Source organism: Catenulispora sp. GAS73 (genome assembly GCF_041262085.1).
Lineage (GTDB): Bacteria > Actinomycetota > Actinomycetes > Streptomycetales > Catenulisporaceae > Catenulispora.
In genome coordinates this window covers 1-21417 of sequence record NZ_JBGCCM010000021.1, presented here as the reverse complement: position 1 = coordinate 21417, position 21417 = coordinate 1, and the positions used below count along the sequence as shown (strand labels likewise).

Sequence of the window (21417 nt, the reverse complement as noted above, 5' to 3'; positions counted from 1 at the left end):
TTCCCGCATGGGCGGAATCTGTGTTCGTTCCATGGCCCCCTTAGACTCGGCTAGTACCTCGCCGACCTCGCGGGGCCATTAATCCATGGAGACAACAACAACATGTCGGCACCGAACAAGTCGTACGACCCGGTGGAAGTCGAGGCGGTGAAGCCCGACGAGGTCGCCCGCCACCGGGCCGACGCGCTGGCCGCGATCGCCGCCGCGACCTCGTTGGACGAACTGCACCAGGTGAAGATCGCCGTGACCGGCGACCGCGCGCCGCTGGCGCTGGCCAACCGGGAGATCGGCGCGCTGCCGCCGGCCGCCCGCGCCGAGGCCGGCAAGCGCATCGGCGAGGCCCGGGGCGCGGTGAAGGCCGCGCTGGCCGAGCGGCAGGAGGCCCTGGAGGCCGAACGCGACGCGCGGGTCCTGGTCGAGGAGGCCGTGGACGTCACGCTGCCGTGGGACCGCGCCCCGCGCGGCGCCCGGCACCCGCTGACCACGATCCAGGAGCGGATCGCGGACATCTTCGTGGCCATGGGCTACCAGGTGGTGGACGGTCCCGAGGTCGAGGCCGAGTGGTACAACTTCGACGCGCTGAACTTCCCGCCGGACCACCCGGTGCGCGATCTTCAGGACACGTTCTTCGTCGCGGGCAAGAACGAAGGGGAGGGCAGCGGCATGGTGCTGCGCACCCACACCTCCCCGGTGCAGGCGCGCACGCTGCTGGAGCAAGGCGCCCCGGTGTATGCCGTCTCCCCGGGCCGCACCTACCGCACCGACGAGCTCGACGCCACGCACACCCCCGTGTTCAGCCAGATCGAGGGTCTGGCCGTCGACGAGGGTCTGACGATGGGCGACTTGAAGGGCACCCTGGACCACTGGGCCAACGCCATGTTCGGCGACGGCGTGGTGACCCGGCTGCGTCCGCACTTCTTCCCGTTCACCGAGCCCTCGGCCGAGGTCGATCTGCAGTGCTTCGTCTGCAAGGGCGCCTCGGTCGGCGACCCGGACAACCCGTGCCGCACCTGCGGCTCGGAGGGCTGGATCGAGTGGGGCGGCTGCGGCATGGTCAACCCGCGCGTGCTCATCGCGTGCGGCGTGGACCCCGAGCGCTACAGCGGGTTCGCCTTCGGGATGGGTCTTGAGCGGAGCCTGATGTTCCTGAACAACGTGCAGGACATGCGGGACATGATCGAGGGAGACGTGCGCTTCACGCTCCCGTTCGGGATGGAGATCTGATGCACGTCCCCTACTCCTGGCTGCAGGATTACGTCGCGCTGCCGGACGGGACCACCGCTTTCGCGGTCGCGGACAAGCTGACCCGGACCGGCGGCGGCAAGCTGGAGACCATCGAGCGCGTCGGCGAGGGCCTGACCGGGCCGCTGGTCGTGGGCCAGGTCGCCGCGATCGAGGAGCTGACCGGGTTCAAGAAGCCGATCCGGCACTGCCAGGTGGTCGTCACGGCCGCCGCCGAGGGCCCCGGTTCGGCCGCCGACCCGCAGCTGATCGTCTGCGGCGCCCGCAACTTCGCCGTCGGCGACCACGTGGTCGTGGCGCTGCCCGGCGCGGTGCTGCCCGGCGACTTCCACATCGCCGCGCGCAAGACCTACAGCCGCGACTCCAACGGCATGATCTGCTCCGCGCGCGAGCTCGGCATGGGCGAGGACCACGACGGCATCATCGTGCTGTCGCCGGAATCCCCGGTCGGCGCGGACGCGATCGCCTACCTGGGCCTGGACGACGAGGTCATCGAGTTCGAAGTCACCCCGGACCGCGGCTACACGCTGTCCCTGCGCGGCATCGCGCGGGAGGCGGCCACCGGGTTCGACGTGGCGTTCCGGGACCCGGCGGCGCTGGCCGTCCCGGCCGGCAACGACGACGGGTACCCGGTCGTGGTCGAGGACCCGGCCGGCTGCGACCTGTTCGTGGCGCGGACCGTGACCGGCATCGACCCGAAGGCGCCCTCGCCGCTGTGGATGCAGCGCCGGCTCCAGATGTCGGGGATGCGGCCGATCTCGCTGATCGTCGACATCACCAACTACGTGATGCTGGAGCTGGGCCAGCCGATCCACGCCTACGACCGGGCCCGGCTGTCCGGGCCGATCGCGGTGCGCCGCGCGGCCGCCGGCGAGGTGCTGGAGACGCTGGACGGGGCCAAGCGGCAGCTGGACCCGGGTGACCTGCTGATCACCGACGACTCCGGGCCGATCGGCCTGGCCGGTGTGATGGGCGGGGCGTCCACGGAGATCCACGACGGGTCGACCGAGGTCGTGGTCGAGGCCGCGTACTTCGAGGCGACCTCGATCGCGCGGACCGTGCGCCGTCACAAGCTGCACTCCGAGGCCTCCAAGCGCTTCGAGCGCGGCGCGGACCCGGCCGCCGCGGCCGCCGCCGCGCAGCGCGTGGTGGACCTGCTGGTCGAGCTGGCCGGCGGCACCGCCGAGGCGGGCGTGACCGTGGTCGGCGAGGTCACCCGGCCGGCGCCGATCACGATCCCGTGGACGCACCCGGGCCGCGTGGCAGGGGTCGACTACACCCGCGAGGAGACCGAGCGCCGGCTGCTGCAGGTCGGCTGCGACCTGACGCCGGCCGGTGACGAGGACCTGGTCGTCACTCCGCCGAGCTGGCGCCCGGACCTGCGGGACCCGAACGACCTGGCCGAGGAGGTGATCCGGCTGGAGGGCTTCGACCGGCTGCCCTCCACGCTGCCCAAGGTCGCCGCCGGCACCGGCTACACGCACGTGCAGCGGATCCGCCGCCGGGTCGGCACCGCGCTGGCCTCGGCCGGCTACGCCGAGGTCATCGCCTACCCGTTCCTGGGCCAGGCCGACCTGGACGCGCTCGGCTTGCCGGAGGACGACCCGCGCCGCAACACGGTGCCGCTGGCGAACCCGATCTCCGAGGAGCAGCCGTCGATGCGCACGACGCTGCTGCCCGGCCTGCTGGCGGCGCTGCGCCGCAACGTCGGCCGCGGCACGGCGGACCTGGCGCTGTTCGAGCAGGGCCTGGTGTTCCGGCCCCGCAAGGACGCGGCGCCCGTGGCCCCGCGCCTGACGGTCGAGCGCCGCCCGACCGACGAGGAACTGGCGTCCCTGGACGCCGCGCTGCCGCTGCAGCCGCGACGTGTCGCGGTGGTGCTGTCCGGCCTGCGCGAGCCCGCCGGCTGGTGGGGCCCCGGCCGCCCGGCCGGCTGGCAGGACGCGATCGAGGCCGCGCGCGTCATCGCCGACGCCTGCCGGGTCGAGCTGGAGATCACGCAGGACCAGCACGAGCCCTGGCACCCGGGCCGCTGCGCCCGCCTGGCAGTGAACGGCCGCCTGGTCGGCCACGCCGGCGAGCTGCACCCGAGGGTTGTGGCGGAGCTGGGCCTGCCGCCCCGCACCGCCGCGATGGAGCTGGAACTGGACCGGATGATCCCGGCCGAGGAGGTGCTGACGCAGGCTCCGAGCATCTCCTCGATGCCGGTCGCCACCCAGGACGTCGCGCTGGTCGTGGACGCCGCGGTCGCCGAGCACGACGTCGAGACGGCGTTGCGCGAGGGTGCGGGGGAGCTGCTGGAGTCGGTGCGGCTGTTCGACGTCTACACCGGGGAGCGGATCGGCGAGGGACGCAAGTCGCTGGCCTTCGCGCTGCGGTTCCGGGCCCCGGACCGGACGCTGACCGCTGAGGAGGCGACCCAGGCCCGCGACAGCGCGGTGGCGCTGGCTGGTGCGCGGACCGGGGCGGTGCTGCGGTCTTAGGGGGCTGAGGGCTGAGGGCTGAGGTCTGAGGGCTGAGGGCTGACGTTGAGGTCTGAGGGCTGAGGTTGTTGTGGAAGCCGGGTTCCGTCCGTGTTTGGACGGGACCCGGCTTCTTGTGTGCAGTCGGGTCCCCCTCAAGCCTCAGCGGCGCTCGAAGCTCAGCAGCGGCGCCGGCTCGCCCGGCACCGGTGCGTCGGGATTCCGCGCGACGGCCCGTTCCAACCGCTCGAACCCGATCTCGACCTCCTCCGTGCTCAAGTGGTTGAAGATCGTGTGCGTCCGCAGCCGCAGCCGCTCCAGCATCTCGCCGTATGTGCCGGAGGAGGGCTCGGTGAAGGGGCTGAAGGTGCGCACACGCCAGCCGGCCGAGTTGAAGGTCTCGACGACCTCGTGCAGCGGCGGGAACAGCACGGCGTCCTTGTCGAAGCCGTTCGGGAAGTGCTCCAACCACCAGATCCACGGCATCTGGTCGCGGTATCCGGAGCGGATGATCAGCCGTCCGCCGGGCTTGACGACGCGTGCCAACTCGCGCGCTGCCCGCGGTTTGTCCTGGACGTGGTGCAGGGACAGCAGCAGGACCGCGTAGTCGGCACTGGCCGTCGGCACCGGGATGTCCTCGGCGGCGCCTGCCACGTACTGCACGTCGGGGTGCTGCGACTGTGCCAGTGCCACCTCGCGCATGCGGACCGACGGCTCGACTCCGGTCACCGGCCCGAAGGCGCTCGCCAGCGCCGGGGTGAACCTGCCGGTCCCGGAGCCGACGTCTAATCCGACCAGCGGTCGTCCCTCCGGACGCTCGGGCAGCAGGGCACTGAAGGCGCCGATCCACGCCGCCATCTGCTCATCTTTCAGCGCGCGCCCCCGCGCATAGTCCTGATACTGCTCGGTGTCGTAGTTCGTCAGCCGCATGCCAAGGCTCCCTTGTATCTTCTCGATGTATCGGTCCGATACATCGAGAAGATAGGATGAGGCCCGTGCCGAGCGCAAGAGATCTTCGGAGATCACTGACAAGAGATGTCAGGGGAGCGGGCTCACAGTGGTCACATGACCGAGAACATCACCACCGCCGCGCCCGAGGCCCCGACCAACGACGGCCGCCACGACTTCGACTTCCTGGCCGGCACCTGGCAGGTCAAGCACCGCAAACTGGCCGCGATGGCCGACCCGCACTGCACCGACTGGGTCGAGTTCGAAGGCGTCCAATGGCTCCGCCCCACCCTCGGCGGCCTGGCCAACGTCGACAACCTCACCGTCGAGAAGATGCCGAACGGCAGCCGCTTCGAGGGCATGTCCCTGCGCCTGTTCAACCCCGAGACCGCCGAGTGGAACATCTACTGGGCCTCCACCGCCGCCCCCGGCCACCTCGACCCCCCGGTCACCGGCCGCTGGACCGGCACCCACGGCGTCTTCCACGGCACGGACACCGTCAACGGCAAGCCGATCGAAGTGCGCTTCGACTGGAACGTGTTCGACGCCGACACCGCGCAGTGGGAGCAAGCGTTCTCGTTCGACGGCGGCGAGACCTGGGTGCACAACTGGCGGATGTCGTTCACCCGGATCCCGCCCGCGGCCGAGGCGGGAATCTAGCTCTGCGCGAATCGCAGGACGTTGCCATACGGATCGATCACCTGGAACGTCGGCCCGCCGGGCGCGTCCCGATCGAGCCCCGGACGCAGCGGCGCGTTCGGGCGTGCCAGCAGCTCGGCGTGGAGGCCGAAGACGTCGGCGACCGGGAACCAGGCAACGCCGTTCGGGCTGCCGTCACCGTGGTGCTCGGACAGGTGCAGCACCGCCTCCGAGCGGGACACCTGCGCATACAGCGGCAGCCCGGGCTCGAACCGGTGCTCCCAGTCCAGCGTGAATCCCAGGTAGTCGACGTAGAACGGCAGCGCCGCCTCGACCGACATCACCCGCAGCACCGGGATGCCGCCGACCTGGTGGGCGGTCAGTTCGAGGGCGAGGCTGTGCGGGATGTCGAAGCCCGCCGCGGCGAGGTCTTCACACAGCAGCTTGGCAAGTGCTTTGGCGTGGTCTGTATTGGCACGGTCTGCACCGATGGACGCCATGGCGTCAGCCTTCCACGCGGCCCGTCCTGCCGATGCTCGCGTTGTCGGCGGGTGCCGCGATCAGAAAGCCGGATGTCGGTGGCTGTCCCCGCCGGCTCTGACAGGGCTACGGCGGTGGGTGCGAATCGGAAGCAACAACTTCCTCGCCCTCGCCGCATGGCTCCTCGAACCGTGCGGCGAACTGGTCGAGCATCTCAGGGGTCACGGTCAGCGCGTTCGCATCCTGCCGTACGTTGCGCTCGGCGAGCCGCCGCAGGAGCTCGGCCCGGTCCACCTTCAGGTAGATCAGCCGCCAGCTCCCGCCGGCGGCCTCGACCAGCTCCTTGTACGCCTCCCGCTCCACGCGGAGCCACAGCCCGTAGTCCAACACCACCGAGCGCCCGGCCCGGATCTCCTCGGCCAAGCGCTGCTGGACGTCTTCTGCCACCGGCGCCGCACGCGCGGGGTACTCCTCCTCCGGGTAGTCGACGCCGTGGCGGCCGTGGCGTGCGAAGACCTCCTCGTCGACCGACAGCCGCAGCACGCCGTGCTCGGCCTCCAGGCGCCGCGCGTACGTCGTCTTCCCGGATCCGGTCAGCCCGGCGAGCAAGTACGCGACGGGACGCGTCAGGGCGTGATCCAGTACTGACTCAGTCCCGACTCCCCGGGGGCCGTCGGCTCGACCTGCGTCTCCCGGTCCAGCCGGTATCCGAGCCGCCGGGGCACCGCGGCGCTGCGGACGTTCGCCGCGTCGCAGTGGATCTCGACGCGCTCGATCCCCGGCAGGGCGAGGGCGATGTCGGTGACGCGGGCCGTGGCGCGCGTCACCACGCCGCGGCCGGTCGCGTCGCTGCGCAGCCAGTAGCCGATCTCCAGGCCGCCGGGGCCGATCCGGTCCATCAGGCCGATGGTGCCGATCAGGTCGCCGCCGGCGTCCATGATCAGCCAGTTGAAGGTCGTGCCCGCCGCCCAGCTCGTCTCCGAGCGCTCGATGAACTCCCGCTGTTGCACGCTCTCCACCGGCTCCGTGCACCACGGCATCCACGGGTGCAGCTCGGCGAAGCTGGCTTTGACGGCCTGGTGGAGTGCGTCGGTGTCGTCCAGGGTGGGGCGCCGCAGGTGGTAGCCGTCGAGGTCGACGGTCTCCGGCGGGACGACACCCGGGGTGAGGGCCCTCGGGGGGTCAGCGGGTTCGGTCATACGTCGTGATCTTTGCGCCGCGTTCACCCGTCCGCAAGTGTTTTCCACTGTCCGTTTCGTGACAGCAGGTCGTAATGCCGCGACCGCTCGTCCCAACGGGTCAACAGGGCGCGGTCGGCGTCGGGGACGACCGCGGCGAAGGCGTCGTCGCCGGCGAAGGCGCGCACCGCGTCCCAGTCGAAGAAGTACATGATCGTGCTGAACTCGACCTCGGCGGCCGGGCTGTCGTCGGCGGCGGCACCGGAGTTGTCGTCGGTCGCGTCCGGATCGTGCCGCAGCACGTCGATCCCGAGCATCCCCGGCGTCTGTTCCCCGTTCACCGACTCGCCGGTGATCTCCTCGCGCAGCAGCGCCTCGTACGCGTCGGCGTTCTCCGGCGTGGTCCAGCCGCGCCACACTCTGATGATCATGATGCATCCCCTCTCCTCCATGGTCTTGCGCCGCGCACTCGCCGCGCAAGCCAAACGCAAGCAGGCCCGCCCAGAATTGGTGTCAACCAGGGAACACCACAAGGGACCTGGCAGGGGAGGGGTTCCGCCGGATCCGCATCGGGGGCCGGACGGACCCGGGGGGCCCGAGCACGCGGTCTGCCCGTCGTGGGGCGGTGGGCAGACCGCGCTTGTGCGCCACACACACCTGGTCGGCCGGTCGGAGGGGGCCGGCCGAACTGGCGTGGCGCGCGGCGGGCTCAGGCCGCGTCGGCCTCGGCGATCAACTCCGCGAGGTCGGCCGCATAACCCTGACGTCCCAACGCCAGAAAGATCTCGCGGGCCTCGGACCACGCACGCCGCGCACGATCGCTCTGCCCCAGCGAAGCGCACGCCTCGCCGAGCGCCCACAGCGCGTAACCCTCGCCGTCACGGTTGCCGATCGAGCGATGGAGCTCCAACGCCTTGTCGATGCAGGGGATGCCTTCCTCGGCCCGGCCGTTCTTCGCGTGCAGCTTGCCCAGGTTCCCCCACGCGATCGCCAGCCGTGGTGTGTCGCCGACCGCCTCGGCCGCCGCGAGCAGCCGCGGGTACAGCTCCAGCGCCTCCTCGGGGTGGCCGGAGTCTCGCAGCGCCTCGGTCAGCGCGAGCATCACCGACACCTGCAAGCTGGACAGCAACGACGTCGCCGGTAACGCGTCCAGCTCGGCCAACGAGTCCTTCAACCGCACGGCGGCCTCCGCGGGACGACCGCTCTGCGCGACGGTGATGGCCGCGTTGATCCGCGCCTGCGCCACGCGCTCGACGAGCCCGGCCGACTCGTAGTGCGGAACCGCCTCACCGAACGTCGCGATCGCCTCGTCGAACCGCCCGAGCGCGCCGTAGACGATGGCCAGGCTGTTCAGCTGCACGCCGGCCACCTCCGGCTCGCCGAGCTTGATCGCCGCCGCGACGCCGGCCCGCAGCGGCTCTTCGAGTTCTTCCACGCGGCCCCGGATCCGGAAGCCCTGCAGCAGCACCAGTGGCAACGCGGCGGCCGTCGCGTGATCGCCCTGCGCGGCGGCCACGGCGGCGGCTTCGAGCAGCCCGGCCGACTCGCGGTCGAACCAGTCGCCGACGTCCGACGGCCCCGCGAACGGCGCCGGCTCGGCCTCCGGGATCCACGCCTCCCAGGCCAGCCGCGGCCGGTTCGGGTCGAACAGCCGGTCCGCGGCCGCCGCTCCGGCCAGGCACCACGACGTCCAGCGCCCGACGGCCTCGGCCCGCGCCTCGCCGCTGTCCGTCGCCACCGCATGTGCGCGCGCCAGCTCCTGGATCAGCGGATGGAACGCGAACCGCTCCGGCGCCGCCGGCTCCAGCAACGAGACCTGCACCAGGTGCTCCACCGCGGAGTCAGCGTCGAACTCGTCGACACCCAGCACCGCCGCGGCCGCCGGCAGGCTGAAGCGCTCGCCGCCGATCAGACTCAGCAGGCGGAAGGCACGCGCCAGGTCGACATCGCGGCCTGCGGCGCCGTAGTTCAGCGCGAGGTAGCTCTCCTCCAGCGGACCACGAAGGGCGGTGCGCTCGGCGGTAGCTCCGATCGCGGCTGCGGCGCGCTCCGTTTCTGCCCCAGGCTGCTCGGCGCCGGCGCCGGAGTTAGTACCGGAGTTAGTAGCGGAGTTAGGGCTAGTACCGGAGGTAGTGCCGGAGCCGGAGCTAGAGCTGGTGCCGGAGCCAGAGCTAGAGCTAGAGCTAGAGCTAGAACCGGAGCTAGTGCTGGAGCTGGAGCTAGTGCCGGAGCTAGTCCCGGAGCTCGTACCGGAGCCAGAGCTCGTACCGGAGCTAGTACGGGTCCTAGTGCTAGTGCTAGGACCGGAACCGGCAGTCCCAGCCCCATCGTCCAGCGCGTCGATCCCCGCCAACCGCTGCCCCACCGCCTCCAACCGCGCGACCAGCGACGCGACACTCCGGCCCCGCCGCTGCGCCAGCCGCGCGCCGCAGATCCGCAGCGCGATCGGCAGGCCGCCGCACGCCTCGGCCAGCAGCCGCAACGCTGCCGGCTCCGCCTCGGCGCGATCGGCGCCGATGATGCGCCCCAGCATCGCCGTCGCCTGCTCCGTCGGCAGCCGGCCCAACTCCACCGGAACCTGGCCGGCCAGTCCGGGCAGGCGTCGGCGGCTCGTGACGATCACCGCGGCCGGCGCGCTGGCCGGCAGTAGGCGCCGGATCTGTGCCGAGTCGGTCGCGTCGTCCAGGACCAGCAGGACCCTGCGGTCGGCGAGCGTGCTCCGCAGCAGCGCCGTGCGCTTGTCCGCGTCGCCGGGGAACTCCGTCACCCCCAGCGCACGCAGTACCTCCGACACCAGCTCGGCCGGCCGGCGGGGCGCGCGCAGGCCGCCGAGCCGCACGAACACCTGCCCGTCGGGGAACTGCGGCCGCAGCCGCTGGCCGAGCCGTACCGCGAACGACGTCTTGCCGATCCCGCCGGGTCCGCTTACCACCACGACCGGCGCCGGATCCCCGGGTTCGGGCCCGGTCAGCACCTCGGTGACGGCCGCCAGCTGGTCGGCGCGGCCGGTGAAGTCGGGGAGGTCAGCGGGCAGCTGTCGCGGGCCGGCCGGTCGGTCGTCGTCCTCGCGCAGGATCTCCAGGAACGCGGCCTTCAGCTGCTCGCCGGGCTCGATCCCGGCCTCCTCGACCAGGACCCGCCGTACCCGCTGGTACTCCGCCAGCGCCTCCGCGCGCCTGCCGTCCGCGGCGAGTGCGCCGAGCAACAGCGCGGCCGGGCGCTCCCGGAACGGGTTCTCCGCCACTAGGACCCGCAGTTGTGGGATTACCGCCGTCCTGTGTCCGAGCCGGAGCTCGACCTCGAACAGCTCCTCGCGCGTCAGCAGTTCCTGCTCGTCCCAGTACCGCACGGCGTCGTCGCGCCACGGCCCGCCCGGCACGTCCGCCAACGGTGCGCCCCGCCACAACGCCAGCGCCTCGGTGTAGGCGGTGGTCGCGCTCTCCAGGTCGCCGCGCGCCGTCGCCGCCCGAGCGCGATCCCGCAGGCCCCGGAACACGTCGATGTCCAGTTCCCCGGCGTGCAGCTCGACGGTGTACCCGGAGCTGTGCGTCCGCACCCGGTCCCCGAGCGGCCCCAGCGCGCCTCGCAGCCGGCTGAGGTAGCTGTGCAGCGTCCCGGCGGCGCCGGCCGGCGGCTCCAGGTTCCAGACCTGCTCGGCCAGGTCGGCGGCGGCCACGGCCCGGGGTGCCGTGAGGAGCAGCGCGGCCAGGATGGCACGCTGCCGGGGCGCCGCGACGGTACGCGGTCCGGAAGGGTCTTCGACCAGCAGGGGACCGAGGACGCCGAACCGTGTGCCTGACATGGAACCGGACAGTATTGGACTGGACATCGCCCGAGCAATTCCCGGGAAATTCTCGACAATCGGGGCCCCGGGGCGTGTTGTGTCCCCCGATTGGCGTACTGCTGGAGCGTGCCGGACGCGTCCCGCGAAGGCTGGTCGTGCGACGCCTCCCCGGTGATCGGCGGCGAACGTCGACGCGTGCCGACGCGTGCCGACGGCGCCTGCGGATGTCCGGGTGACGAGACGCGCTTTGCATACAGTTTCCGTATTCCGTATTCTCATGCACATGACCTACACGGCAGCGGTGGCCGGGGCGACCGGCTACGCGGGGGGCGAGCTGCTCCGGCTCCTCCTCGGGCACCCCGACTTCCAGATCGGCGCACTCACCGCCGGCGCGAGCGCCGGCTCCCGGCTCGGCGAGCACCAGCCGCACCTGGCGCCGCTGGCCGACCGCGTCGTCGCCGACACCACCGCCGAGGTGCTGGCCGGGCACGACGTCGTCTTCCTCGCGCTGCCGCACGGGCAGTCCGCCGTCATCGCCGAGGCGCTGGGACCGGACACCGTGATCGTCGACTGCGGCGCCGACTACCGACTCGCCGACGCTGCCGCGTGGGAGAAGTTCTACGGCTCCGCGCACGCCGGGACCTGGCCCTACGGCCTGCCCGAGCTGCCCGGGGCGCGTGCCGCGCTCACCGGTGCCAAGCGCGTCGCCGTGCCCGGCTGCTTCCCGACCGTCTCCTCGCTGGCGCTGGCGCCAGCCGTGGCCGCGGGCCTGGTCGAGCCGGACGTGGTCGTGGTCGCCGCGACCGGGACCTCCGGCGCCGGCAAGTCCCTGAAGCCGAACCTGCTCGGCTCGGAGATCATGGGGAACACCGCCGCGTACAACATCGCCGGCGTGCACCGGCACACGCCGGAGATCGCGCAGAACCTCGGCGCGCTCGCCGGGGAGCCGGTGACGGTGTCCTTCACGCCGGTGCTGGTCCCGATGCCCCGCGGCATCCTCGCGACCTGCACCGCGAAGGTGAAGCCGGGCGTCGGCGCCGACCAGCTGCGGGAGGCCTACCTGAAGGCCTACGACGACGAGCCGTTCGTGACCGTGCTGCCCGAGGGACGCCTGCCGACCACGGCCGCCGTCCTCGGATCGAACGCCGTGCAGCTTCAGGTCGCGTTCGACGAGGCCGCCGGGCGCGCCGTCGTCATCGGGGCGATCGACAACCTCACCAAGGGCACGGCCGGCGGTGCCCTGCAGTGCGCGAACCTCGCGCTGGGACTGCCGGAGGGCGCCGGCCTGAGCACCGTCGGGATCGCACCGTGAACCCGACCACCACGACTGCGCCGACCATCACAACTACAGCGAAACAGGGGAGCTGAACTGTGAGCGTCACCTCCGCGAAGGGCTTCCGGGCCGCGGGCATCGCCGCCGGAATCAAGGCATCCGGAAACCCGGACCTGGCCCTGGTCGTCAACGACGGCCCGGCGACCGCCGCCGCCGGCGTCTTCACCTCCAACCGCGTGAAGGCAGCCCCGGTCGTGTGGTCCGAGCAGGTCCTCAAGGGCGGCGCGGTCAAGGCCGTCGTCCTGAACTCCGGCGGCGCGAACGCCTGCACCGGCCCGGCCGGCTTCCAGGACACGCACAAGACCGCCGAGGAGAGCGCCGCGCTGCTCGGCGCCTCGGCCGCTGAGATCGCCGTGTGCTCCACGGGCCTGATCGGCGTCCGGCTGCCGATGGACGCGCTGCTGTCCGGGCTCAAGACCGCGACCGAGGCGCTCGCCGCCGACGGCGGACCGGCCGCCGCGACCGCCATCATGACCACCGACACCGTCGCCAAGACCGCCGAGGCGCACGGCAGCGGCTACGTCGTCGGCGGCATGGCCAAGGGCGCCGGGATGCTCGCGCCGGGGCTGGCGACCATGCTCGTGGTCATCACCACCGACGCCGTGGCCGACGCCGCCGTGCTCGACACAGTCCTGCGCACCGCCACGAAGGTCACCTTCGACCGTGTCGACTCCGACGGCTGCATGTCCACCAACGACACGGTCCTGCTACTCGCCTCCGGTGCCTCCGGGACGGTCCCGGACCTCGTCGAGTTCCAGGCCGCCGTCACCTCCGTGTGCGCGGACCTGGCGCGCCAGCTCGTCGGCGACGCCGAGGGCGCCACCAAGGACATCGCCGTCGAGGTCGTACGGGCCGCCACCGAGGACGAGGCGGTCCAGGTCGCCAAGGCCGTCACCCGCAGCAACCTGTTCAAGTGCGCGATGTACGGCAACGACCCGAACTGGGGCCGGGTGCTGTCCGCCGTCGGCACGACCGACGCGGCGTTCGAGCCGGACCGGCTGTCCGTGGCCATCAACGGCGTCTGGGTCTGCCGCGACGGCGGCGTCGGCGAGGACCGCGACCTGGTCGACCTCACCGGCCGCGAGGTCAAGGTCACCGTCGACCTCGCCGCCGGCACCTGCGGCGCGACCGTCTGGACCAACGACCTGACCCCCGGCTACGTCCACGAGAACTCGGCGTACTCCTCGTGAGCACCGTCCAGTCGATCGCCGCCGGCGCGCGCCGGCACGAGGCCCTGGCCAAGGCCGGCATCCTCACCGAGGCCCTGCCGTGGCTGTCGGCCCTGCACGGCAAGACCGTCGTGGTGAAGTTCGGCGGCAACGCCATGGTCGACGAGGAGCTGCAGGCCGCCTTCGCCAAGGACATCGTCTTCCTGCGCTACGCCGGTCTACGTCCGGTCGTGGTACATGGCGGCGGCCCGCAGATCAACGCCCAGCTGGACCGGCTCGGCATCGAGCACCGCTTCGCCGGGGGCCTTCGGGTCACCACCGACGAGACCATGGACGTGGTCCGTATGGTGCTCACCGGCCAAGTGCAGCGCGACATCGTCGGCCTGATCAACACCCTGGGGCCGTTCGCCGTCGGGCTGTCCGGGGAGGACGCCGACACCCTGAAGGCGGTCAAGCGGCACGCGGTCGTCGACGGCGAGCGCGTGGACATCGGCCGCGTCGGCGACATCGAGGCGGTCAACCCCGGCGCCATCAACGCCCTGCTGGACGACGGCCGCATTCCGGTCGTGTCCTCCATCGCCCGTGCCGCCGACGGCACCGGGGTCTACAACGTCAACGCCGACACCGCCGCCGCGGCCCTGGCCGTCGGGCTGGGAGCGGAGAAGCTGGTGGTCCTCACCGACGTCGAGGGCCTGTTCGCGGACTGGCCGGCCTCTGACGAGGTGATCAGCCTGCTGACCGCCGACGAGCTGGCCGACCTGCTGCCGACGCTGTCCTCCGGGATGGTGCCGAAGATGGAGGCCTGCCTGCGGGCCGTGCGCGGGGGAGTACCGCGGGCCCACGTCTTGGACGGCCGCGTGCCGCACGCGCTGCTGCTGGAAGTCTTCACCGACGAGGGGATCGGAACGATGGTGGTGCCGGCATGAACGCGGTGGTGAATCGGGAACCGGTCGGCGAGACCGAGCTGTTCGGAGAATCCGGGCTGCCGGTCGTCGAACCCGGATACGGCCAGGCCTGGACCGAGCGGTACAGCGGAGCCCTGATGAACACCTTCGGCACGCCGCAGAAGGTGCTGGTGCGCGGCGAGGGCGTCTACGTCTGGGACGCCGACGGCCGCCGCTACCTGGACCTGCTGGCCGGCATCGCGGTCAACGCGCTCGGACACGCGCACCCGCTGATCGTGCAGGCTGTCACCACGCAGCTGACCACGCTCGGCCACATCTCCAACTTCTTCGCCTCGGCGCCGCAGATCGTGCTGGCCGAACGGCTGGTGGAGCTTTTGGGCCACGCCAACGACACCGACGCGCGGGTGTTCTTCTGCAACTCCGGCGCCGAGGCGAACGAGGCCGCGTTCAAGGCCGCGCGCCGCACCGGCCGTACCAAGATGATCTCCACCGAGGGCTCGTTCCACGGCCGGACCATGGGAGCGCTGGCGCTGACCGGCAAGGCCGCGATCCGCGAGCCGTTCGAGCCGCTGCCGGGCGAGGTGAGCTTCGTGACCTACGGCGACGTCGCAGCCCTCGAAGCCGCGATCGACGACGAGACGGCGGCGTTCATCGTCGAGCCGATCCAGGGCGAGAAGGGCGTCATCACCGCGGCCCCCGGCTATCTGGAGGCGGCCCGCGAGATCACCGCCAGGCACGGTGCCCTGCTCATCCTCGACGAGGTCCAGACCGGCATCGGCCGCACCGGCAAGTGGTTCGGGCACAGCGGCACCGGCGTGGTGCCGGACCTGGTCACGCTCGCCAAGGGCCTGGGCGGCGGCCTGCCGATCGGCGCGTGCGTCGGCCTCGGCCGCGCCGCGACGCTGCTCGGACCGGGGCAGCACGGCTCCACGTACGCCGGCAACCCGGTCTCCTGCGCCGCCGGGCTGGCCGTGCTGCACGCCATCGAGCGCGACGACCTGCTGGCCAACGTCCGCACCGTCGGCGCGCACCTGACCGCCGGCATCAACGCCCTGAACCACCCGGCGGTGGCCGGGGTGCGCGGCGAGGGGCTGCTGCTGGCGATCATGCTGACCGGCCCGTACTCCGCCGACGTCGCCAAGGCCGCGCTGGACGCGGGCTTCATCATCAACGCCCCGGCCCCCGACGCCATCCGGCTCGCCCCGCCGCTCATCCTCACCACCGCGCAGGCCGACGAGTTCCTGGCCGCGCTTCCCGCCCTCCTCGACACGGCGCTCGCCGCCGCCACCCCGAAGGACGCCTGAGCATGGTCCGCCACTTCCTCCGCGACGACGACCTGAGCCCCGCCGAGCAGAAGCGGGTCCTGGACCTGGCCATCGCCTTCAAGAAGGCCCCGCTGGACCACCAGGTGCTCTCCGGTCCGCGGGCGGTCGCCGTCATCTTCGACAAGCCCTCCACCCGCACCCGCGTCTCCTTCAGCGTCGGCGTCGCCCAGCTCGGCGGCTACCCGCTGGTCATCGACTCCGGCAGCAGCCAGCTCGGCCGCGGCGAGGAGATCGGCGACACCGCGCGGGTGCTGGAGCGGCAGGTCGCGGCGATCGTGTGGCGGACCTTCAGCCAGGCCCGGATCGAGGAGCTGGCCGCGGTGTCCTCGGTGCCGGTCGTCAACGCCCTGACCGACGACTTCCACCCCTGCCAGATCCTCGCCGACCTGCAGACGGTGCGCGAGCACAAAGGCCGGCTGGCCGGGCTCACCATGACCTACCTCGGCGACGCCGCCAACAACATGGCGAACTCCTACCTGCTCGGCGGCGCCACCGCGGGCATGTACGTGCGGGTCTGCGGACCCGCCGAATATCTGCCCCGGCCCGAGATCGTCGCCGACGCCGAGCGCGTCGCGGAGTCCACCGGCGGCTCGGTCGCGGTGACCACCGACGTCGCCGAGGCCTGCACCGGGGCCGACGTCCTGGTCACCGACACCTGGGTGTCCATGGGCCAGGAGGACGAGAAGGCGGCGCGCTTGGAGATCTTCAAGGCATACGCGCTGGACGAGGCCGCGCTGGCGCTCGGCGCCCCCGACGCGATAGTCCTTCACTGCCTCCCGGCGTATCGGGGCTATGAGATAGCCGCCTCGGTGATCGACGGCCCGCAGAGCGTGGTGTGGGACGAGGCGGAGAACAGGCTCCACGCGCAGAAGGCCCTACTCGCTTTCCTGTTGGAGTCCTCCTCATGAGCGAAGCCACCGTCCCGCAGACCCGCACCGCGCGCCACCAGCGGATCGCGCTGCTCCTGGAGCGGCACTCCGTCCGTTCCCAGGCAGAGCTGGGCCGGCTGCTGGCCGAGGACGGGCTGTCCGTCACCCAGGCCACGCTGTCGCGGGACCTGGACGAGCTCGGCGCGGTCCGGGTGCGCGACGGTGCCGGGAACCTGGTGTACGCGATCCCGGCCGAGGGCGGCGACCGCACGCCGGTGGCCGCGCAGTCGGAGCCGGTGTTCGAGCACCGGCTGCACCGGCTGCTGGGGGAGCTGCTGGTCAGCGCGGAGGCGTCGGCGAACCTGGTGGTGGTGCGTACGCCGCCGGGCGCCGCGCAGTTCCTGGCCAGCGCCTTCGACAAGGCGCAGATCGCGGAGATCCTCGGCAGCATCGCCGGCGACGACACGGTGCTGCTGATCAGCCGCGAGCCGGACGGCGGCCCGGCGCTGGCCGCGAAGCTGCTGGCCGCGGCAGAGAACTGACCTTCTTCGATTTCGAATTCATGTAAGGGAACGGCGAGGAACATGAGCAACCCGGCACCCAAATCGCAGCTTTGGGGCTCCCGCTTCTCCGGCGGACCGTCGGAGGCGCTGGCCGCCTTGTCGGCGTCGGTGCACTTCGACTGGCGGCTGGCGCAGTACGACTTGGCCGGCTCGCGAGCCCACGCGCGCGTCCTGAACCGCGCCGGCCTGCTCGGCGACGAGGACCTGGCCGCGATGCTGGCCGGGCTGGACGCGCTGGAGGCCGACGTGGTCTCCGGGGCGTTCGTCGCCACGGTCGCCGACGAGGACTGCCACACCGCGCTGGAGCGCGGCCTGATCGAGAAGCTCGGGGCCGAGCTCGGCGGCCGGCTGCGGGCCGGCCGCAGCCGCAACGACCAGATCGCCACGCTGGGCCGGATGTTCCTGCGCGACCACGCGCGGCAGATCGCGTCCCTGGTGGCCGACCTGGAGCAGGCGCTGATCGACCAGGCGTCGGCGCACATGGACGTGGCCATGCCCGGCCGCACGCACCTGCAGCACGCGCAGCCGGTGTTGTTCGCGCACCATGTACTGGCGCATGCGCAGGCGCTGTCCCGGGACGCCGAGCGGCTGCGGGACTGGGACAAGCGGGCCGACGTCTCGGCGTACGGCTCCGGCGCGCTGGCCGGCTCGACGCTCGGGCTCGACCCCGAGGCGGTTGCGGCGGACCTGGGCTTCTCGACCAGCGCCGCGAACTCCATCGACGGCACCGCCTCGCGCGACGTGTTCGCCGAGTTCGCGTTCGTCACCGCGATGATCGGGATCGACGTCTCCCGGATCGCCGAGGAGATCATCCTGTGGACCACGAAGGAGTTCTCGTTCGTGACCCTGGACGACGCCTTCGCCACCGGCTCCTCGATCATGCCGCAGAAGAAGAACCCGGACATCGCCGAGCTGGCGCGCGGCAAGTCCGGCCGGCTGCTCGGGAACCTGACCGGCCTGCTGGCCACGCTCAAGGCCCTGCCGCTGGCGTACAACCGGGACCTGCAGGAGGACAAGGAGCCGGTGTTCGACTCGGTCGACACGCTGGAGGTGCTGCTGCCGGCGTTCACCGGGATGATCGCGACGATGACAGTGCACGGCGACCGGATGGCGGCGCTGGCGCCGCAGGGCTTCTCGCTGGCGACCGACGTCGCGGAGTGGCTGGTGCGGCAGGGCGTGCCGTTCCGGGTCGCGCACGAGGTCGCGGGCGGCTCGGTGCGGTACTGCGAGGAGCGCGGCCTCACGCTGGAAGAACTGACCGACGCGCAGCTCGCGGAGATCTCGCCGCTGCTGACCCCGGATGTGAAGACGGTGTTGAGCGTCGAGGGGTCGCTGGCCTCGCGCGACGGCCGGGGCGGGACGGCGCCGAAGCGGGTCGCCGAGCAGCTGGAGGCGCTGGTCGCGGACGTCACTGTGCAGCGGGAGTGGGCAGCTCGCTGATTGGTCCGTGCCGAATGCGTCGCCGACAGTAGCCAGTTGGCGACGCATTCGGCATTCTGTTAGGCATGCTGGACGACAGCGACTACGAGGACTCACCACGTGAGCCATGGTCTGAGGTGGCGCCGGGGCTGTGGATGGGGGGCCACGTCTACACGGCCCGCGACGGGACGTCGACGAAGGCCATCGTGACCGACCAGTTCGACATTGTCTACAGCCTGACACAGAAGGTGGGCTACGGCCCCGCCCCCGGGGTGGAACACCGTGTGCTGCGGCTGCCTGACGACGTGCTGACCGCTCAGCAGATCCGCGACGTCGAGGAGTTCGCGGCGTCGGCGGCCTCGGACTACGTCGCGGGGCGGCACGTGCTGGTGCGGTGTTGGGCCGGGATGAACCGCTCTGGGCTGGTGGTCGCAGAGGTACTTATACAGAGCGGCTATACGGCGGCGGACGCTATAGCGATGATCCGGAAGCACCGTTCGCCGGCCGCGCTGAACAACGAGTCCTTTGTGGCGTACCTGGAGACCGGGCTCGGGCTCGCGGCCGAGCTGTCGGGGCTTTGGAGCGACTGACGGGTCCGGTTTCCGCTAAGGGGTGTGGGCGCGGCGTGATTGACTCCCCGTATGCCTGTCGTACCGCGGTCCTTCTTCTCGCGCCCTTCTGAGGACGTCGCACCGGACCTTCTGGGGTGCCTTCTGGTTCGGGACAGTGCGGAGGGCCGCCGTGTTCTGCGCATTACCGAGGTCGAGGCGTACGCCGGTCCGTTGGACCCTGCTTCTCACGGCTATAGAGGGAAGACTCCGCGGACCGAAGTAATGTTCGGGCCTCCGGGGTTCCTGTACGTCTACTTCACCTACGGCATGCATTACTGCATCAACTTCGTCTGTAGTCCCGACGGCGAGTGTTCGGCGGTTCTCATCCGTGCCGGAGAGATCGTCGAGGGAGCGGATCTGGCGCGCACTGTGCGGGTCGGGTCCTCGGACCGCGACTTGGCGCGGGGTCCGGCGCGGCTCACCAAGGCGCTGGGTCTGGGCCGGGACGACAACGGCCGCGACTTGTGCGACGGCGGTCCCTTGACGGTTCATGCGCGCGAATCCGCCGACTTCACTGTCGCGACCGGTCCCCGCGTCGGGGTGTCGTCCGCTAAGGAGATCCCCTGGCGGTTCTGGATCGAGGGGGACAGGACGGTCAGCCCCTATAAGGAACACAAGCCCAAAGTGCGGTCCGCCACGTCGTCCTGAGTCCTGAACCCGTTCGCACGACCGGTGTCCTATACGGCAGGGTGGAGTACGACACCGACCACCCACTAGCGATGACCGCGAGGGATACCGTGACCGACATCGTCGATGACCTGAAGTGGCACGGGCTGCTGGCCCTGTCCACGGACGAGGACGCGCTGCGCAAAGCGTTCGCCGACGGGCCGGTCACGTTCTATGTGGGCTTCGACCCCACCGCGCCCTCCCTGCACTTCGGCAACCTGGTCCAGATGATCGCCGCCCGGCGCCTCCAGGAGGCCGGCCACAAGCCGCTGATCCTGGTCGGCGGCTCGACCGGACTGATCGGCGACCCCAAGCCGACCTCCGAGCGCACGCTGAACAGCAAGGAGACGGTCGCGGAGTGGGTCGAGAAGATCCGCGAGCAGGTCTCCCGCTTCGTCTCCTTCGAGGGCCCCAACGCCGCGCGCGTGGTGAACAACCTCGACTGGACCGCGCCGATGTCCGCTATCGACTTCCTGCGGGACATCGGTAAGCACTTCCGCGTCGGGAAGATGCTGTCCAAGGATGCCGTGAGTACGCGTCTGAACTCCGAGGCCGGTATCAGCTACACGGAGTTCAGCTACCAGATCTTGCAGGGGATGGACTACCTGGAGCTGTACCGGCAGTACGGCTGCGTTCTGCAGACCGGTGGCAGCGACCAGTGGGGCAACATCACCGCCGGCGTGGATCTGATCCACAAGGCTGAAGGCGCTGCGGTACACGCTCTGGCCACTCCGCTGCTCCTTAAGGCGGACGGCACGAAGTTCGGCAAGACAGAGTCCGGCACAGTGTGGCTCTCTGCAGAGCTGATGACGCCGTACGCCTTCTACCAGTTCTTCCTGAACTCCGAAGACGCAATGGTGGTCAGCTACCTGAAGGTGTTCAGCTTCCGGTCCCGCGAGGAGATCGAGGAACTGGAGCGGCTGACGTCGGAGAAGCCTCAGATGCGTGCCGCACAGAAGGCGCTCGCCGAGGAGATCACGACGCTGGTGCACGGAGCTGAGGCCACCGCTCAGGTGATCGCGGCCTCCAGGGCGCTGTTCGGCCAGGGCGACCTGGCCGAGCTCGACGAGCCCACGTTGCGTGCGGCCCTGGCCGAGCTGCCGGGCACGAAGGTCACCGAGCTGGTCCCGGTCGCGCAGCTGCTGGCCGACACCGGCCTGGTCGCCAGCCGCGGTGCCGGCCGCCGGACGATCAACGAGGGCGGCGCGTACGTGAACAACCGCAAGATCGAGGCCGAGGACGAAGTGCCGTCCCAGGAGGACCTGCTGCACGGCCGCTGGCTCGTGCTGCGGCGCGGCAAGCGCACCCTCGGCTCGGTCGAGGTCGGAGCCTGACCTGCTGTTCCGGCCGCCATCCCGGTCCGAGTTGACCAGGATGGCGGCCCAGCGTATAGTTTGTAGACGTTGCCCACCAGGCAGGATCAACGCACTCGCGGGATCACTCCGGGTAACCATTCGAAGCGACATACCTCCACGGCAAGTGCGACGCTCTGTTCCCGGGTTCGGGAAGCAGCAAAGCGACGCAGGTGCCGTGTCGGCGTCTTCGGATGAGTCAGGACCCTGACGGCGCCGATTTGGTCGCCGGCCACTCGGTCCGATACAGTCTGGGAAACGCCGAGGAACGGGACATTAAATCCCGCCCAAAGCAATCGCAATTAAGCGAAAGCTGAAATTGCGAAGAACGCGGAGGATCTGCTAAGATCTAAAGCGAAGCAAGACAAGAACAAAACGAAAAACAGCAAGACCTGACAACGCCGGGTCGCAGCCGATCGGAATCAAGGTTCCGGGACGAGTGGTTCGGGCGTCTGTTTCTTGAGAACTCAAC

At 70.9% G+C, this 21417-nt stretch carries 19 protein-coding genes; 13 read left to right on the top strand and 6 right to left on the bottom strand.

Annotated elements, in window-relative coordinates; all coding sequences use genetic code 11:
• The first annotated feature begins 102 nt into the window (after nucleotides 1-102).
• Together pheS and pheT are read left to right on the top strand one after the other, a co-directional pair.
• A complete protein-coding gene (pheS, locus tag ABH935_RS29165) occupies nucleotides 103-1224 on the top strand; it encodes a phenylalanine--tRNA ligase subunit alpha (RefSeq protein WP_370381139.1) in 1122 nt (373 codons plus the stop codon).
• Complete coding sequence (pheT, locus tag ABH935_RS29160) at nucleotides 1224-3725, top strand: phenylalanine--tRNA ligase subunit beta (RefSeq protein ID WP_370381138.1); 2502 nt, start codon at nucleotides 1224-1226, stop codon at nucleotides 3723-3725. Before pheS ends, pheT begins: the two co-directional genes overlap by 1 nt.
• A 141-nt stretch (nucleotides 3726-3866) precedes the next feature.
• Here pheT and ABH935_RS29155 read toward each other — a convergent pair whose 3' ends face one another.
• Nucleotides 3867-4634 (bottom strand): class I SAM-dependent methyltransferase, encoded by a 768-nt coding sequence (locus tag ABH935_RS29155; protein ID WP_370381137.1) that lies wholly within the window; start codon nucleotides 4632-4634, stop codon nucleotides 3867-3869.
• 135 nt (nucleotides 4635-4769) lie between these two features.
• On the opposite strand from ABH935_RS29155, the gene ABH935_RS29150 reads away from it, so the two are divergent.
• Nucleotides 4770-5312, top strand: coding sequence for a hypothetical protein (locus ABH935_RS29150; protein ID WP_370381136.1), 543 nt, complete (start codon nucleotides 4770-4772; stop codon nucleotides 5310-5312).
• On the opposite strand, the gene ABH935_RS29145 is transcribed toward ABH935_RS29150, so the two are convergent.
• The 5 genes from ABH935_RS29145 to ABH935_RS29125 all read right to left on the bottom strand — a co-directional run bounded on the left by ABH935_RS29145 (nucleotide 5309) and on the right by ABH935_RS29125 (nucleotide 10751).
• Nucleotides 5309-5791, bottom strand: coding sequence for a glyoxalase superfamily protein (locus ABH935_RS29145; RefSeq protein WP_370381135.1), 483 nt, complete (start codon nucleotides 5789-5791; stop codon nucleotides 5309-5311). The two genes, ABH935_RS29150 and ABH935_RS29145, sit on opposite strands and share 4 nt — an antisense overlap.
• A 106-nt stretch (nucleotides 5792-5897) precedes the next feature.
• Nucleotides 5898-6401, bottom strand: coding sequence for an AAA family ATPase (locus tag ABH935_RS29140; protein WP_370381293.1), 504 nt, complete (start codon nucleotides 6399-6401; stop codon nucleotides 5898-5900).
• Nucleotides 6398-6970, bottom strand: coding sequence for a GNAT family N-acetyltransferase (locus tag ABH935_RS29135; RefSeq protein WP_370381134.1), 573 nt, complete (start codon nucleotides 6968-6970; stop codon nucleotides 6398-6400). Before ABH935_RS29135 ends, ABH935_RS29140 begins: the two co-directional genes overlap by 4 nt.
• A gap of 23 nt (nucleotides 6971-6993) precedes the next feature.
• Nucleotides 6994-7380: an antibiotic biosynthesis monooxygenase gene (locus ABH935_RS29130; RefSeq protein WP_370381133.1), complete on the bottom strand. Its 387-nt coding sequence runs from the start codon at nucleotides 7378-7380 to the stop codon at nucleotides 6994-6996.
• 278 nt (nucleotides 7381-7658) lie between these two features.
• Entirely contained in the window at nucleotides 7659-10751 is a 3093-nt protein-coding gene (locus tag ABH935_RS29125; RefSeq protein ID WP_370381132.1) for a BTAD domain-containing putative transcriptional regulator, read from the bottom strand.
• Between the two features lie 265 nt (nucleotides 10752-11016).
• Between ABH935_RS29125 and argC the strand changes: the two genes are divergently transcribed.
• The 10 genes from argC to tyrS all read left to right on the top strand — a co-directional run bounded on the left by argC (nucleotide 11017) and on the right by tyrS (nucleotide 20927).
• A complete protein-coding gene (argC, locus tag ABH935_RS29120; protein ID WP_370381131.1) occupies nucleotides 11017-12045 on the top strand; it encodes an N-acetyl-gamma-glutamyl-phosphate reductase in 1029 nt (342 codons plus the stop codon).
• Nucleotides 12046-12104: 59 nt separating this feature from the next.
• Entirely contained in the window at nucleotides 12105-13256 is a 1152-nt protein-coding gene (gene argJ / locus ABH935_RS29115) for a bifunctional glutamate N-acetyltransferase/amino-acid acetyltransferase ArgJ (RefSeq protein WP_370381130.1), read from the top strand.
• Nucleotides 13253-14161, top strand: coding sequence for an acetylglutamate kinase (gene argB, locus ABH935_RS29110; RefSeq protein ID WP_370381129.1), 909 nt, complete (start codon nucleotides 13253-13255; stop codon nucleotides 14159-14161). Before argJ ends, argB begins: the two co-directional genes overlap by 4 nt.
• On the top strand, nucleotides 14158-15444 hold the full coding sequence (locus ABH935_RS29105; protein WP_370381128.1) for an acetylornithine transaminase: 1287 nt from the start codon (nucleotides 14158-14160) through the stop codon (nucleotides 15442-15444). The genes argB and ABH935_RS29105 overlap by 4 nt, the downstream gene beginning before the upstream one ends.
• A 2-nt stretch (nucleotides 15445-15446) precedes the next feature.
• Nucleotides 15447-16373: an ornithine carbamoyltransferase gene (argF, locus tag ABH935_RS29100; protein ID WP_370381127.1), complete on the top strand. Its 927-nt coding sequence runs from the start codon at nucleotides 15447-15449 to the stop codon at nucleotides 16371-16373.
• On the top strand, nucleotides 16370-16876 hold the full coding sequence (locus tag ABH935_RS29095; protein WP_370381126.1) for an arginine repressor: 507 nt from the start codon (nucleotides 16370-16372) through the stop codon (nucleotides 16874-16876). Before argF ends, ABH935_RS29095 begins: the two co-directional genes overlap by 4 nt.
• 42 nt (nucleotides 16877-16918) lie before the next feature.
• Nucleotides 16919-18337 (top strand): argininosuccinate lyase, encoded by a 1419-nt coding sequence (gene argH, locus ABH935_RS29090; RefSeq protein ID WP_370381125.1) that lies wholly within the window; start codon nucleotides 16919-16921, stop codon nucleotides 18335-18337.
• Nucleotides 18338-18402: 65 nt separating this feature from the next.
• Nucleotides 18403-18906 carry a dual specificity protein phosphatase family protein gene (locus tag ABH935_RS29085; RefSeq protein WP_370381124.1) on the top strand — a complete coding sequence of 168 codons (504 nt, stop codon included), beginning with the start codon at nucleotides 18403-18405 and terminating at the stop codon, nucleotides 18904-18906.
• A 51-nt stretch (nucleotides 18907-18957) separates the two neighbouring features.
• On the top strand, nucleotides 18958-19575 hold the full coding sequence (locus ABH935_RS29080; RefSeq protein ID WP_370381123.1) for a DNA-3-methyladenine glycosylase: 618 nt from the start codon (nucleotides 18958-18960) through the stop codon (nucleotides 19573-19575).
• Nucleotides 19576-19664: 89 nt separating this feature from the next.
• On the top strand, nucleotides 19665-20927 hold the full coding sequence (gene tyrS / locus ABH935_RS29075; protein WP_370381292.1) for a tyrosine--tRNA ligase: 1263 nt from the start codon (nucleotides 19665-19667) through the stop codon (nucleotides 20925-20927).
• Nucleotides 20928-21417 lie beyond the last annotated feature (490 nt).